At 61.6% G+C, this 14550-nt stretch carries 12 protein-coding genes; all 12 read right to left on the reverse strand.

The genetic code is table 11. The features are described from left to right. Window positions 1-12: 12 nt before the first annotated feature. A complete protein-coding gene (locus BI344_RS05425) occupies window positions 13-798 on the reverse strand; it encodes an outer membrane lipoprotein-sorting protein (protein WP_071111888.1) in 786 nt (261 codons plus the stop codon). Continuing rightward, window positions 795-3167 (reverse strand): ABC transporter permease, encoded by a 2373-nt coding sequence (locus BI344_RS05430; RefSeq protein WP_071111889.1) that lies wholly within the window; start codon window positions 3165-3167, stop codon window positions 795-797. The genes BI344_RS05425 and BI344_RS05430 overlap by 4 nt, the downstream gene beginning before the upstream one ends. Further along, complete coding sequence (locus tag BI344_RS05435; protein ID WP_071111890.1) at window positions 3164-3868, reverse strand: ABC transporter ATP-binding protein; 705 nt, start codon at window positions 3866-3868, stop codon at window positions 3164-3166. Before BI344_RS05435 ends, BI344_RS05430 begins: the two co-directional genes overlap by 4 nt. Further along, a complete protein-coding gene (locus BI344_RS05440; protein ID WP_071111891.1) occupies window positions 3865-5019 on the reverse strand; it encodes a hypothetical protein in 1155 nt (384 codons plus the stop codon). The genes BI344_RS05435 and BI344_RS05440 overlap by 4 nt, the downstream gene beginning before the upstream one ends. Further along, window positions 5016-5468: an SRPBCC family protein gene (locus BI344_RS05445; RefSeq protein ID WP_071111892.1), complete on the reverse strand. Its 453-nt coding sequence runs from the start codon at window positions 5466-5468 to the stop codon at window positions 5016-5018. Before BI344_RS05445 ends, BI344_RS05440 begins: the two co-directional genes overlap by 4 nt. Next, a complete protein-coding gene (locus BI344_RS05450) occupies window positions 5468-8110 on the reverse strand; it encodes an aminotransferase class III-fold pyridoxal phosphate-dependent enzyme (RefSeq protein WP_083370080.1) in 2643 nt (880 codons plus the stop codon). Before BI344_RS05450 ends, BI344_RS05445 begins: the two co-directional genes overlap by 1 nt. Next, window positions 8107-9174, reverse strand: a complete 1068-nt coding sequence (locus tag BI344_RS05455) for a fatty acid desaturase family protein (protein WP_071111893.1) — start codon at window positions 9172-9174, stop codon at window positions 8107-8109. Before BI344_RS05455 ends, BI344_RS05450 begins: the two co-directional genes overlap by 4 nt. Continuing rightward, window positions 9171-10097 carry a hypothetical protein gene (locus tag BI344_RS05460; RefSeq protein ID WP_206600328.1) on the reverse strand — a complete coding sequence of 309 codons (927 nt, stop codon included), beginning with the start codon at window positions 10095-10097 and terminating at the stop codon, window positions 9171-9173. The genes BI344_RS05455 and BI344_RS05460 overlap by 4 nt, the downstream gene beginning before the upstream one ends. Before the next feature lie 176 nt (window positions 10098-10273). Beyond that, window positions 10274-10540 carry an acyl carrier protein gene (locus BI344_RS24315; RefSeq protein ID WP_071111894.1) on the reverse strand — a complete coding sequence of 89 codons (267 nt, stop codon included), beginning with the start codon at window positions 10538-10540 and terminating at the stop codon, window positions 10274-10276. Next, the gene (locus tag BI344_RS05470) at window positions 10533-12251 is read right to left on the reverse strand and encodes an AMP-binding protein (protein ID WP_083370083.1); all 1719 of its coding nucleotides are present in this window, start codon (window positions 12249-12251) and stop codon (window positions 10533-10535) included. Before BI344_RS05470 ends, BI344_RS24315 begins: the two co-directional genes overlap by 8 nt. 422 nt (window positions 12252-12673) lie before the next feature. Further along, on the reverse strand, window positions 12674-12973 hold the full coding sequence (locus BI344_RS05475) for a GIY-YIG nuclease family protein (protein WP_071111896.1): 300 nt from the start codon (window positions 12971-12973) through the stop codon (window positions 12674-12676). Then, the gene (locus BI344_RS05480; protein WP_071111897.1) at window positions 12960-14540 is read right to left on the reverse strand and encodes a TerC family protein; all 1581 of its coding nucleotides are present in this window, start codon (window positions 14538-14540) and stop codon (window positions 12960-12962) included. The genes BI344_RS05475 and BI344_RS05480 overlap by 14 nt, the downstream gene beginning before the upstream one ends. Window positions 14541-14550 lie beyond the last annotated feature (10 nt).

The raw sequence follows: 14550 nt of genomic DNA on the forward strand, positions 1-14550 counted from the left end.
TCGGCTCCGGTCTTATTCGTTTTCGTTGCGCAGGTAGCGTGGAGTGAAAAGGTTGTCGGCCAGCCCCGTTTTGATGCTCACGTCGGAGACGATCATTTTGGTTTTGCGACCATTGGCCAGATTCCACATGGTTTGGCTGGTGGGGCGGTAGTATTGCCCGTAATGCTTCAGTCCTTCGGTCGTCAGTCTTTTGACTAGGGCGCCGTGCCGGTCGAAGTACTCGATCTGCACCGGGTAGTAGCTATTGGCCTCAATGTAGTAGCGCTTCTTGGCGTAGCCGCTGGCTTGCTGCTCGGCTGAGGCTTGCGGCGTGGCGTCCACCACGGCGCATTTCGCCCATTGCAGGCATGGCGACTGGCTGCCGCTCAGATCGAAGCGGTAGGCATTGAGCTTGTAGTCCTCGAAGTCTTCGTAAGTGAACTCCGTGCCCATGAACCAGTTCTGTTTCTGCGAGCCCGCGATGCGCCGCAAGGTTTTGGTGGATGGGGTGTAGGACCAGATATCGTTGATCGCCGCGCCCGAGTCCTCGATCAGCAACGCCACGTTCTTGACGGCGACAGGGGAGCTGAAGCGCACCACGGTGCTGTTCCTGTCGGCCATTTGCTTGTCTAGGCGCACCAGCTTGCGGCTGGTGGTGAGTTTGCCGCCGTCGTAAAGCTCCATGTCGTACTGGATGGTTTCGTCGGGAGCTTTGAGGCGCTTGTCGGACTCATGCATCAAGGGGCCTGCATCGGCCGCCAGCGCCTGCAGCGGGGCAAGCAGCGCCAGAAGCGAGCAAGCTCGGTAAATAGCGTTCATCCGAATTTCCTTTCTTTGAGAATTTCCGTGGGCGGGAGGCGGAACACCGACCTCAGCGCCGGCATGGTGGCGAATGGCATGGCCAGCAAGGCGGGCAGCAGAACCCGCAGGTAGTCCATCCAGCTCAGATAGGTGTTCACCTTGAACCACACCTGGGTCAGCTGCTCATTGAGCGTATTGCCCAAGCCGTAGGCCAGAGGGATGGCAAGAAGGGCGGCGACGATAGCTATCATCGCCGCTTCCGCCAGCACGATTCTGGTGATCAGGCTGTCCCGGTAGCCGATGATGCGCAGCATGCCGTACTCGCCGCGTCGGCTGATGATAGTGAAGGTGATGCTGGTCAGGATGAACAGCGCGGAAACCACGATGCTCATCAGCGCGGACAGGTGGATGATGACCCAGATATGGCTGCTGATATTCAGGATGGCCGCAACGATCTCATCCTTGCTGGTGATGCGGACAATGCCGGGGACATGAGCGAGCGCTGCGGCATTTTTGCCATCCAAGCCGGAAACCAGATAGGCGCCGGTGAACTGGCCGTCCAGCGAGAGCATTTGCTGAGCGAACGGGCGCAGCGTGATGATCTCCCCCGGCACGGCGCTGGAGTGGATCCCGACCACCGTTGCCTGGAAGATGCGCCCGCGGACTTTGAGCGTGATGGGTTGACCGACCCTGGCATGATGATCCGCCGCCAGGCGGCGTTCAATGATGATGCCCTGCGCATCCGAGTCCGTCAGCATCCGTCCCTGGATCAGGTTGACATGGCGCACTTGGTCGCGAGGCGTGATTCCCAGCAGGAAAGCGTTGTCGACCCGGAGGCCGCCGCCGTTAGGGCTGATCAGCTGCGCGCCGCCTTTGACGAACGGAACCCATCGGCTGTGGGGAAGCGCGGCCTGCAGCTTGGCGATTTGGTCATCCCACCATGGGGCGTCCAAATCGACCACCGCTTGCCAGCGATCCTGCTGGACGCTGCCCAGCGCGGTATGCTCCATCGATGTCAGCGAAATATAGAAAGACACGGTGACAGCCAAGCTGGCTGAGATGGCAAGACTGGATACCAATGACACCGGCCAGGCGCGCAGCAGATTGCGTATGGCGTATTTCAGCCAGAACGGACCGGGCACCAGGCGGGCGGCCTGCACCAGAGCTTCAGTGCGGTGACTGGTCTGGGTGGTGGACTGTTCCCTTAGCACATCGATAGGGGCGATGCTTGCAATGGAGCGTAGCGGCAGCAGCATGCCGATGCCCACGGAACCGCCCAGCAGGAGGAAAGCCGCCGCCAGATACACGGGCTGCAACACTAGCGTGGGTTCTGGCATGCCGATGGCGCGGGCATAGTTGCTGCCGAATGCCCACATGTCGAACTCCGCTACCGCCAGTCCCATGATGAGCGCTAGCAGAATGATCACCCAGGCCGGCAGCAAATAAGCAAAGGCCAGTTGGGCACGGCTGTAGCCTAGCGTCAACAGCATGGCGATTTGCGGGCGTTCCTCCTTGATCCATTGATACATCAGGAAGAAGACCACGATGACCGAGGTGATGGCGAAGACCAGCACCACGGTGGGCAGGAACACCTTGAACGTGTTCAAGTCCAGTTCCAGGAATTTCTGGCTGAACTGTTCCTGCCGGGACAGGGCGAAGTCCAGCGATAGCCGGGTCTGCGCCAATTCGATGATGCCGGCCTTGGCTTTTTCCGCGGCGTGGGGAGAGCTGAAGCGTAGCAGGGCGCTGTTGATGGCGGGAAAACCCAATTGCCGGTCCATGAAGGCGTCGGCGCCGAACATGACGCACAGCGAGCCATTGGTGGGCACATAGACGCTTGGATTCAGCGGCGCGACAAGATATTCGGGACTTTCCGCAACGCCGCGTACCGTGAACCGGTATTGTCCGTAGCCGATCTTGACCGGAATGGCGTCCCCTATGCTTTTGCCGTAGAAACTGGCGCAGTTGCGTTCCAGCACAATGCCTTGGGGGTCGTTTTCCATTGGCAGCCGGCCTTGCAGCAGCTTTAGCCTATTGATGTTGGAGAATTGCGCGGGAGGGGCCGAGATCAGCAGCGCGGAAACGTTTCCCTGTGGCTGCAGTTTTGCCTGGCCGGTCAGCAGCAAACGGGTTTCAACCTGGCGGACGCCTGGAATCTGCGTGAAATCTGGCAGGTTCTTGTGGTCGTCGGTGGCGAACAAGAGTTCGATATCCGCCATTTGAGACCCGCCCTGTATGGTGTCTACCGTGTGGAACAGGCCATCAATGGCGGAATAGGCGCCCACCAGCACGCCGAAGGTGGTGGCGCAGATCATGGCGATGACCAGCAGGCGGTAGCGTATCCGCAGCATGGAGCGGCCGACATGCCGCAGCAGCAATGATTTCATACCGGCTCCAGCGCCTGAAGCGTGTGAGTTTGCAGGTGGCCGGAGCGCATTTCGTAGACATGGTTGGCATACCGGCTCAGTTCCGGGTTATGTGTCACCATGACCACCGTGGTTTTCTGTTCGGTCTGTAGTTGGCGCAATAACTGCATCACCGTCCGGCCGGTTTCCTCGTCCAGGCTGCCGGTAGGTTCGTCGGCCAGGATCACGGCAGGGTGCTTGATCAGCGCCCGGGCTATGGCCACCCGCTGCTGTTGGCCGCCGGAGAGCCGGTTGGGAAATTTGTTTTCATGGCCGGCCAGGCCCACTTGCGTCAGATAGTGCAATGCCAGCTGCTCATCGGCATGCTTGAGCGGGCGCATGGCCTCTAGTCCCGAGAGCACGTTTTCCATCACCGACAGCGTGGGAATCAAGTTGTGGAATTGGAAAATGAAGCCAAGATTCTCGGCGCGGAAGCGCGTCATCTCCTTGAAGTTCAGCCGGTGCAGCGGATGCCCGGCGACGATGGCCTCCCCAGCGTCGACCGTGTCCAGACCGCCGATGATGTTGAGCAGCGTGGTCTTGCCGGAGCCGGACATGCCGCGGATCACGGCCATTTCTCCGCGTGCGATGGAAAGGTCGATGCCGTGCAGAATCGACGTTTTTTCCTCGCCGATCAGATAATGCTTGTATACGCCGCTTAGGCGGATGATTGCCTCAGTCATGCCTGCGCTTCCTTCGCGGCGGCGCTGCCCGCCCCAAGTGACTTCTGGAACACCCCGTAGCGTTTTGTCCGTTGCATGCCGCCGTTGGCGGCCAAGACGTAGCTGGATGGGTTGCGGTCGTCTATCCACATGGTGTGGACTTCTTCATAGCGTCCGTAAGCGTATCGAATGATTTCGTCGGCAATGATGCGGCCCACTCCCTGGCCATGCAGCATGGGGCGAGCGCCGATCAGCGCGATCACGCACTTGCGGATTTGCTTGCGGTAGCGTGGGAGCCGGATCAGGTCAAGTAGCCCAAGCTTGCCGCCCAGGCGCGTCAGCAGTTCGTTCAGGTCGGGCAGGATGAGGAAGAAGGCTGCCGGCTGATTGTCCACCTCGATGACCCGGATGCCCGCCAGATCGATAAACGGACGCACCGAGTCCAGTTGGAAGCGGAAGGATTCCCGGGATATCGGCGCCACTTCGAGATTGTCGGCGAAGCAGTCGTTGAATAGGCGGCGCAGCTCGTCCAGATTCTGCTTGAGCTCCGCCTTGCTGGCATTGCGGACCTGGATGTTATGGCGCTGGCGTAGCATGGCGGCCTGGTTTTGCAGTTTGTCCGTGCGCGGCGTCTTGACGCTGTCCACGCCATAGGTGCTGAAGGTGAAGGCCAGGTTGAAGCCTGCGGACTCCAGGTGTTGGCGGTAGTACTCGGGGTTATAGGTTTGCAGCAGGCAGGGCGGCTGGCTGTCCAGGTTTTCCAGAAGCAGGGCGGCATCCTGGGTAGAGGTGTAGCTGTACGGGCCGATCAGGGTGCGTTTGCCCCGTGCCTGGCTCCAGGACTCTACTGTCTGGAACAGAGCGGCGCTGACCGCGGGGTCGGGGCTGGTTTCGTAAAAGCCGAAGAAAGCCCGGTCCTCGCCGAAGCGGCGGTTGTATTCATGGTGAATGATGGCGCTGATGCGGCCCACTGGCGTCATGTCGGCATCCAGCGCGACGAAATTCTGAATGTCCGCCTCGGCAAAGAAGGGGTTGTGCTTGGGGGAAATCAGCTTGCGCATGTCGCTGCGCAAAGGCGGAACCCACAGCGGATCGTTGCGGTACAGCCGGAAGGGCACATCAATAAACCATTCGCGGCTGCGGCGGTCAGTAACGGGAACGATTCTGATCATAAGGGAGCCAATAGACGTTGCATATTGCGGTGACGGGCGGCAAAAATCCGCGCCATGTACTTGTTGACGAAGAGCTGCTCAGCCAGCGCGCCGCCGTAGGATGCGTAATCCAGGCGATCGGTGTATAGCGTGCCCTCCGCGCAGGAGGCGACCCGGTGCTCATGCCGGAACCGCTTGAGCGGGCCGCGCAGCATTTCGTCGATGAAGTACTCGTTGGGCTGCAGATCGGCAATGCGTACCCGCCAGGTTGAAGGCAGCAGGCCGAACATCCAGTGGCGAAACATGAACTCTTTGCCTGCCTCGATACGCAGCTGCGACGGGTCGACGTCGCCGATCGGGGTAATCGGCTCGGGGAAAATGCGCTGGAAGTTGACGCCGTCCAAGCAGAACTCGAACACTTCCTCCGGTGTGCGGCCTGGCAGCAGCACGGTTTTTTGCAAGATGGGCATTAGGCGGGCTCCCCGATCTTGCGATGCGGCCTGGCATGCTCGAATTGCGCGAGAAAACTTTGCCAGCGGCCGGGTTCCAGCGCTTGGTCGAAGCTGCGCAGCCCGGCGATGCGGAAGCCATGGCGCTGCGCCAGGAGAGGGAACAGCTCCAGATCCCGGTTGTCCAGATCCAGGCCCAGGCTGGCGTCCCTGAAGACCTTATCCAGGGTCATCATCATGGTTTCCGCCATGCAGGCGTAGCACAGGTCTTCCGGTATGCCGAAGCGTGAGCCAAGCGAGGCGCGGCCGGGCGCTTCGACGATGCCGCCGTCGATGACCAGCACATCCTGCCGTTGCCGGGCAATGGCGTGGCTGACGTTGGCCGGGCGGGAGAGATCGCAAATGATGGCGCCGGGCTTGATGAACTCGGGTTCGATGAAGCGCTCCGTGCTGCTGGTCGCCACCAGCACCACGTCTGCCTGGCGCAACTCCTCCTCCAACTCATTGTTGTAGCGCAAAGTGGCGCCCGGACTATTGTCGTCTAGCACGGCCTGCGCCACCTGCTCTACGGATTCGCCCGCGGCCAGCCGCTTGGCCAGGCAGTCCAGCACACTGCCTGGATCGTAGGCCACGCCGGTTGCGGCATAATGCGCGATCTGCTGAATCACCCCGGTAAAGCGCGGAAGGTTGAAGCGCGCACTGCGCGGGTTGCCCACCAATACCAGTCGGTGAGCCTTGACGGCGATCAGGCGGGCGATGGCGGAGCCGATGCTGCCGGTGGCGCCCACCACGGCGACGCGGACTTGCGAGAAGCTCCGCCCGGTAGTCTCAAGCGCGATGCCGGCCGCTTCGATGGCGGACAACATGGTATAGGTGTTGCCGGAGGTGATGGGCACTCCCTTGCCCGCTACTCGGATGCCGCCGCCGGTGACGATCGAGGTGTGTCCTCCCAGGCCTATCAGTTGCGCTCCGCGTCGCAGCGCAATCGCCATGGCGTCCTCGATCAACGCCGCGGCCTCCTCCACCGGCATTTTCGCCAGTTGGGCCGCGGAACGCGGCACCATGATGAAATCTCCTTCGGCACGGCTGCCGTCTGGAGACTGCAGCTGGATGGAGGAGACGTGGAAGGGCTCTAGCAGCGGATTGAGGCGTTCCTCCATCCGGAGGAGTGCCTCGTCGGAAAAGTTCTGCAGGCTTTCGTCGAATTCCCGGTAATTGTTCAGTTCCAGCGGGTGCAGAATGAAGCCGAAGCGCGGAATGCCGCTGCTGGGCTGAGGACGGGAGGCCGAAGTGCTTTGGCTTTGGCGTTGCAGCGGCTCCCCATCAACCAAATGGGCGATGAGGGCGCCGGTGTTGCCGGCGGCGACCACTGCCACGGTGTGTTCCAGCGCTTGCAGGAAACGATCGCAATCGGCGCGGGTGGCGATCAGTGGCGGTTCCACGCGCAGCGTATTGGCGCCGTTCAGCGTGGGCGCCACGCGGACGCGTCCGACATTCAAGAGATGGCCGGCAATCAGCGGCACCAGGTTTTCCTGCTCGGCGATGATGCCCAGGAAGCTCCCGAAATAAGGTTCAAACGACTCGCGGCCAACGTTGAACTCGATTCCCAGCAGATAGCCCTCGCCGCGGACCTCTGCAATCACGTTGGAGTATTTCCGCGCCATGCTGCGCAGGCGGTCCAATAAATAAGCGCCGTTTTCCAAGACGTTTGCCAGGAGCGGCGAGTCCCGATCCAAAAGCAGATCCAGCACCCGCAGGCCTATCCGGCAGGCCAGGCTGTTGCCGCCAAAGGTCGAGGAGTGCTTGAGCTGGAAGTCTTCGCTATAGGCGCGCTCGCCAAGCAGGCAGGCGCCTATCGGCATCACGCCGCCGCCCAGCGCTTTGGCAATGAGAAGGCAGTCGGCCTGAATGCCTTCTTTCTCGATGGCGAATAGCCGGCCGGTCCGGCCGAGGCCGGTTTGGACTTCGTCTATGATCAGCCGCACATCGAATTCGTCGCAGGCTGCGCGCACCGCCTGGAAGTAGCCCGGGGGCGGCACGCGGATGCCGCCTTCGCCCTGGATCGGCTCCAGGATCACGGCGGCATACTCGCCGGGTTTGGACGCCAGGACCTCGTGCAATGCCTGGGCATCGCCGAAGTCGACAAAATCGAATCCGGGCAGCGGCGCAAAGAAGACGTCCTGGTATTTTGCATTGCCGGTCGCGGACAGGGCCGCCAGCGTTTTGCCATGGAAGCTATTGCGCGCCGCCAGTATGCGTCGCCGGCCGGTGGCGGCGATGCAGGCCTTGATGGCGGCTTCTACTGTTTCAGCGCCGCTGTTCTGGAAGGTTACGCTTTTGAAACGGCCGGGAGCGATTTCAAGCAGGCGGCGGGCCAACTCGCCGCTGGCCTGCAGCGCGGAGGGCTGGACGAAAATAGGCTCCAGGGTATCCCGGAAACTGGCCAGGCTGTCCAGCAAGGGTTTGGGGGAATGCCCGAATGGCAAGGCGCCGTATGCCGCCAGGAAATCCAGGTATTCATTGCCTTCCGCGTCCCGCAATATGCAGTCCTTGCCCCAGACATAGGCTTTGTCCAAGCCGATCCGACGAGTCAGCTCTCCGAGTTCGGGATTGACGTAACGCTCGAAGAGGCTGGTTTCCTGGGGATGGTTTTCAGTGATCAAGGGGCAATCCTTTTTTCAAATGCCAGATCAGCAACTTGTCGCTGCGTCGGACTCAGGCAAACCTCCCGGTAAAAGCGCGCGGCTTCGCCAGGGGCGTTCATCAGGCGTCGATGGGCCTCTGCCAGGGAGTGGTAGGGGAGAAACGGGAACAGGTGATGCAATGCGTGGAAGCGCATGCCAACCGGCTCTAGCAGGGTTAGCCACCGACCGGCGGCATGGTGGTTGACCGAGTCGGCAAGCTGCTCGACATGGCTCACCGGCTGCCCGTCCAGCCGGTAGTGGTGCGCGAAGCGGGTGCGAATCGCATTGATCAGCAAGGTGGATAGCACCATGCCCGCGTAAAAGAGCAGTCCTCTTGCCGACAAGAGGCCGTTGGCCAGCAGCCAGAGCATCAGCCAGATAAATAAAGTGGCGCCCGCCTCCTGCCAACGTTGCTCTCGAGCCTGCTTTGGGCCTGCCTCGGGCCGGACATACCGGAAGTGCAGCACCACGGAGGACAGATGGCGGTCCAGCCATGCGCGTAACGCCGGCGAGAGCAGGGAGGCCGGTGCCAAGAGGGCGAAACGCGCAAATAGCAGAACAGGCGTCAGCAGGGCGCCCGCGATCAGTATCAGCCAGCTGGCCAGAGGGCTGCGGGCAAAAGGCAAATACTCAGGATCCTGCCCAGTGCCGTAATGGCGCGCCGAATGATGGTCCAGATGGCTTTGATACATGAAGGACGGGAGCATCAGCGGAATGCCGCATGCAAGATTCCAGGCCAGCATGAAACCGGGCATCTTGCGGCGCGGCACATGCACGATCTCGTGCATGAAGATCGCTGCCCGATAGAGCGCGAGCGTGGCGACGACCGCGACGGCCAGTTGCAGCCAGGCCGGCAGCCAGCTATTGCTCGACAGCGCGTACAGGCCTCCCCAGAACAGGCCGGTGCTGAGCGCCAGGTCGCTCCAGTAGATCCATGCCCGATGCGTCGTCAGGTCTTGTACCAGGGGCAGCAGGTCTGAGATCAGGGAGTGCTGGCGGGCAGTGGGCGGCGCGGCGCGGGAATGGAGGCTTGCGGTATTCATGAGCGCTTCCAGATCACACCATCAAGATAGAAATGATGGAGCACCACGATCAGCGGCAGAATGCCTAGGGTTGGCAGTTCGCTGCAGAGCACCAGCAGGCTTGCCATCAGCAGGGCGCCACACCAGGCCAGCGGATGCCGGGTCAGATAGCGGACCCCGCGCTGCAGCGCATGGAGTAGAGGACTGGCAGCATTGTCCTGTTCCGACGGCTGGGCATACAGATTGCGCACTGTAGAGGCGCAAACCAAATGGTATTGAATGGCATGCACGCTGGTGGCGATCAATATCAGCGCGTACAGGTCTGAAATCAGCAGATAGGCCGCGTTATACAGGATTAGGACGATAGCCAGCATCAGGTTGACAAAGCGGGGCAGGCCTGCCGCTCTTCGAGCAGCCTGGTATTCGCGTGCCATGTAGACAAGCGCCGCCAAGCCGAAAACGGCGTAGCCTATGCCGGCGCTCCAGGCGGGAAGCGGCGGCGTGTATACCTGCAGCCCCGAGAACGGCAGCGACTGGCCGAATAGCTGGTACTGGCCGAAGCGGAAGCCGCCGTGGCAAAGCCGGTAGAGCAGCGGAGCCGCGAAACCGCAGATCAGCAGAAGCAATACATGGCGAGTGCTGTGCTTGTAGCCGGACTTGCGCGCATACAGTGTGGCTACGCCGAAGTGCTGCTTGCAGACATGGTAGGGCTGCCAATATACCCAGATCGTGACCAAGATGGCGTACTGGCCCAGCGTGCCGAGCGCGCTGCATAGCAGGGCTAGGATCAGCAGGCTTCTCCAGAAGCTCTGGCGATGGCGGTGGAAATCGGCCGGATTGGCGAACAGGCGGATATAGGTGTGCAAGACATGCGGCAGATCTAGCAGCAGCGCAAAGGCCAGCGCGCAGAGCAGAAAGGATGGGCCGCGCTGTTGGACCGCCAAATAAAGGGCCAGAGAGACGAGGGGGCCGGCTAGCAGAATGGCTGCCGCATCCGCTCGCAAGTTGAAAAACCAAGGTGGGCGCATCTTGTTGGCGTTGGCGTTGCTCATGATTCTTTCGCTCTTGCTGCTGTGAAGGGGACAAGTCGATTGAAGCCGGCGACCGCTCGGTGCCGGCGCTACTCGACGGGCTGGAGTTGAGGTGCAGTCGCGGCTTGCAGCAGGCCGGCAAGCTCCTCGAGCGATGAGTGCTCGAAAGCTGCGAGGTCTAGCGGCTCGATGCCGAGGCGGCCGCATAGCTCGGAAATCAGCGTCATGACCCCGAGGGAGTCGATGCCAAGCTCCGGCAGGAGCGTGTCGGGATCCAGTTCGGATGTCGCCAGATGCGTCGGCAGAATGCCTCGCTCGGCGTTTTCGCGCAGCACGTTGCAAATCAGATCAAACACTTGATAAATCCTCGGCGTTAGAGTGCGGCTGGGGTTGCAGGGCGGCCGCCGGCGACGAATGCCGGGCCTGCGCAAATTGCTGGCGCAGTTGTTGGCGCTTGATTTTTCCACTGGTGGTCTTGGGAATCTGGGAGTGAGTAACGTATTGCACCAGGTCGATCTGGATGCCGCAGCGTTTGGAAACTTCCACCGCGATGCGGCTGGAAGTCGCGGCCTCCTTGTCCATGGAGGGCGTGTGAACGACGAGGACGACCACGCGCTCTTGGTGAGACGAAAAGTCCAGATAGGAGAAGGCGGCGGCGGAGCCGGGCCGGAGCGCCAGCAGTTCTTCTACCACCCATTCGATCTGGTAGGGGCTGGCGTTGACGCCGGAACGGGTGATCAAGTCCTTGACGCGACCGCAGACATAGACCTCGTCGTTATGAAGAAAACCGATGTCCCCGGTGTCAAACCAGCCATCCTGATCCAGGCAGACAGGCTGTTTGTGGTAGCGATGGATGACCGAGCTGCCGCGAATGCATAGCCGTCCGCTGCGGCCGGTCGGGCATGGGTTCCCGGCGTCGTCGAACACGGCTATTTGCACACCGTCGACGGCCTTGCCGTTTGAAACCAGCGCAATCGCATCGGGTGCGCCAGCAGAGGCCGCCTGGACCTCGCCCGCCAGCTCCAGTTTGGCGCGATCAACCCAACAAATGGCATAGGGTTTTCCAGGGCGGTTCAGCGATGTGGCCACCACGGTTTCGGCCATGCCATAGGCAGGCTGTACGGTGGAGGGAGACAGACCGTACCGGGAAAACGCCCGGATGAAATCCTGGACATGCTTGTCGTGCACGGGCTCTGCTCCCGCCCAAGCGTAACGCCAGCTATCCAGCGCCAAGGCCCGATTGGTGAAGGCGTCCGCGAATCGGGTCATCAGTGTATAGGCCGAGGCCGGCGCAGGGGAAAGCGTTGCCCGGAAGTTGGAAATCGTCTCCAGCCAGATGGTGGGGCGGCGGGCATAGCTCGCCGTGGGGATCAGGATCAACTGCGCGTCGACCCACCATGCCAGGGTAATGGCGGACAAACCCATATCGTGGTGGAGTGGCAGCCAGCTCACCATGATGTCTTGCCGGTTGGCCCCCACCCGGCTGGCAATGGCATCGCAATTGGCCGATAGCATATGCTGCGTGATTTCGACGGCTTTGGGCTGTCCGGTGCTGCCGGAAGTCAGCTGCAGCACGGCAAGGTCGCCGGCTGAGGTCTTGATCGGTCCCGATTGGGGCAGGATACCAGCCGCCCAGTCGCTAAGTTCCTCTTGCAGCAGGATTTTTTCGGCAAGCCCGCCGGGAATATGCGGAACCACTGCACGCGATGTCAGTAACAATGCAGGTTCCAGCAGCGCCAGCATTTGGGTGAACTGTTCGGGTGTGATGCGGCTGTTGCTGGCGGCAATATCGTGGGGGAGAAAGCTGATGGCCATGCCTTCGGACCAAGCGGCGATCACCGCGGCCATCGATTCTGCGCAAGTCGGTTGCGCGATGGCGACGATGTCGCCGCGCTGCAAGCCGCGCTGCAGAAAGCCGGCGCGGTATCGACCGGCCAGTTGCCAGAGTTCATCTCCGGCGAGGAACTGGTCGTGGCTGGCGCTGGCGCGGATGGTCATGCCGGTTTTGGCTTGGCGCTTGGCCATCCGCTGGATCAGCAGAGTTGGGTGGGCATCGGGGTGAGGCATAGATAGGTAGGCGACTGTGGGGAACTTTTATGGAGTAAAAATGCCACAGGCACTTTTTGATGACAACAATGAACTTTATGGAATATTGAGAACTATTAAAATTGTCTGACTGTTTGGCAGTCTATTCCCATGAATATTACAATGAGGAATAAATATGCCAATGGTTTTTGCGTGTGTGATGCAAGAAAGTTGCACTTTCACGCGTAGCCTATGGCGTGAAGTGCCGGCGCCACCGTCTGCCATCGCTGTCTGTTTGGTCGATGGGGGGTGTGCGGAGGGGAAATAATGCAATCGATGGAAGCCGCTGTTCAGGCTTGAACAGTGTTTCGCAGTGCGTATCCGGCGCGGATTTGAGAGTGGCGGCGATTGCCGGTTGGCATCGAGTGGGAGGGCCGTCGATTACAGCCCTTCACCAAGCGGGTTCAGCCAAAACCGACGGCATCGCCATGGCGGCGGAGAAAATCCCGTTTGGCTGCGGCGGAGAGCTTCTTGAACGCGTATTCCGCCTGCAGCGCGGCGGAGCGGTCCGGGTATTCGATCACCAGCGCGATGGCGGCGGGGGGATTGAGCCGGGTGTAGCGCGCGCCCTTGCCTGTCTGGTGCTGCGCGTAGCGGCGCGCCACATCGGTGCTGACGCCGGTGTAGAGCGCGCCGTTCCCACAGCGCAGCACATAGAGGAACCAGGGCCGGGACCGGCCCTGGGGAACATCAGATGCTGGCATCGAAGCCTTCGGCCAGCGGGCTGATCAGCACCCGCTCGGTGCGGTTGCCCTTCTGCGCGGTGACGCGCAGCTTCCAGTCGCCGACGGTCACCTCGTCGCCCTCGCGCGGGATGCGTTCCAGGCAGTCCATCAACAGGCCGGCCACGGTGTGGAAGTCTTCGTCCTCGAAGTCGCCCAGCGTCAGGTACTGCTCCAGCGTCATCAACTCCAGGCTGCCTTCCACGTCGTAGCTGCCGTCGGTGTTGACCACGATGGCCGGCAGCTCGTGTTTTTCATGCTCTTCCGGGAATTCGCCGGCGATCGCCTCCATCAGATCCTTCTGGGTGACGATGCCTTCCAGGCTGCCGAATTCGTTGACCACGAAGGCCATGTCGGCGGCGTTCTGGCGGAAGCTCTCCAGCGCCTTCAGCACGGTCACGGTTTCCGGCAGCACCAGCGGTTGGCGCAGCGCGGCGTCGATGTCGAGCTGGCCGCCGTCCAAGAGCTGGGCCAGCAGGTCCTTGCGGGCGACGATGCCCAGCGGCTCGTCTATGCTGCCGTCGCGAATCACCACCAGCCGCGAATAGGGGCTGTCGCGCAGCGCCTTGCGGCGGGCGGCTTCCGGCTGGCTCAGGTCCAGCCGGTGGATGTCGGCGCGCGGAGTGGCGATCACGCGGATCGGCCGTTCTGCCAGGGTCAGCACGCTGTGTATCATCGCGCGCTCGTTGTGGCCGAAGGCGGTGTCTTCCACCGGCTGCGGGCCGACTTCCGGCTTGGCCTCGGGCTTGGCTTCCGACAGGCGGGTGCCCATCAGGCTGAGCACCGCGTTGGCGGTGCGCTCGCGGAAGCTCTGGTTGCGGTTGAGGTAGCGGACGCGGTTGGCCTGCGACACCTGGTTGAACGATTCGATCAACACCGAGAAGCCGATGGCGGCGTACAGATAGCCCTTGGGAATGTGGAAGCCGAAGCCGTCGGCCACCAGACTGAAGCCTATCATCAGCAAAAAACCCAGGCACAGCATCACGACGGTGGGGTGGGCGTTGACGAAGGCGGTCAGCGGCTTGCTGGCGGCGATCATCAGGACCATGGCGATGACCACGGCCAGCATCATCACCGGCAGGTGCTCGGACATGCCGATGGCGGTCACCACCGAGTCTATCGAGAACACCGCGTCCAGCACCAGGATCTGCGCGACGACGGTGGCGAAGGCGGCGTAGGCGCGCTGGCCGCTGCCCTTCACCTCGTCCACGCCTTCCAGCCGCTCATGCAGCTCGGTGGTGGCCTTGAACAGCAGGAACACGCCGCCGCCCAGCATGATCAGATCGCGGCCGGCGAAGCCCTGGCCCCAGATCGAGAACAGCGGGGTGGTGAGGGTGACCAGCCAGGAGATGCTGGCCAGCAGTGCCAGGCGCATGATCAGCGCCAGCGACAGGCCGGTGATGCGGGCGCGGTCGCGTTGTTCCGGCGGGAGCTTTTCGGCCAGGATGGCCACGAAAATCAGGTTGTCGATGCCGAGCACGATCTCGAGAATGATCAGCGTCAAGAGGCCCAGCCAGGCGGCGGGGTCGGACAGCCACGATAAGTCCATGATGGTGTAG

Origin of the sequence: Chromobacterium sphagni (assembly GCF_001855555.1) — a bacterium.
Taxonomy (GTDB): Bacteria; Pseudomonadota; Gammaproteobacteria; order Burkholderiales; family Chromobacteriaceae; genus Chromobacterium; species Chromobacterium sphagni.

What these genes read in the sequence shown, in the direction of transcription:
- BI344_RS05425 (WP_071111888.1), bottom strand. Translation starts at nt 798, where the DNA reads ATGAACGCTATTTACCGAGCTTGCTCGCTTCTGGCGCTGCTTGCCCCG.
- BI344_RS05430 (WP_071111889.1), bottom strand. Translation starts at nt 3,167, where the DNA reads ATGAAATCATTGCTGCTGCGGCATGTCGGCCGCTCCATGCTGCGGATA.
- BI344_RS05435 (WP_071111890.1), bottom strand. Translation starts at nt 3,868, where the DNA reads ATGACTGAGGCAATCATCCGCCTAAGCGGCGTATACAAGCATTATCTG.
- BI344_RS05440 (WP_071111891.1), bottom strand. Translation starts at nt 5,019, where the DNA reads ATGATCAGAATCGTTCCCGTTACTGACCGCCGCAGCCGCGAATGGTTT.
- BI344_RS05445 (WP_071111892.1), bottom strand. Translation starts at nt 5,468, where the DNA reads ATGCCCATCTTGCAAAAAACCGTGCTGCTGCCAGGCCGCACACCGGAG.
- BI344_RS05455 (WP_071111893.1), bottom strand. Translation starts at nt 9,174, where the DNA reads ATGAATACCGCAAGCCTCCATTCCCGCGCCGCGCCGCCCACTGCCCGC.
- BI344_RS05470 (WP_083370083.1), bottom strand. Translation starts at nt 12,251, where the DNA reads ATGCCTCACCCCGATGCCCACCCAACTCTGCTGATCCAGCGGATGGCC.
- BI344_RS05475 (WP_071111896.1), bottom strand. Translation starts at nt 12,973, where the DNA reads ATGCCAGCATCTGATGTTCCCCAGGGCCGGTCCCGGCCCTGGTTCCTC.
- BI344_RS05480 (WP_071111897.1), bottom strand. Translation starts at nt 14,540, where the DNA reads ATGGACTTATCGTGGCTGTCCGACCCCGCCGCCTGGCTGGGCCTCTTG.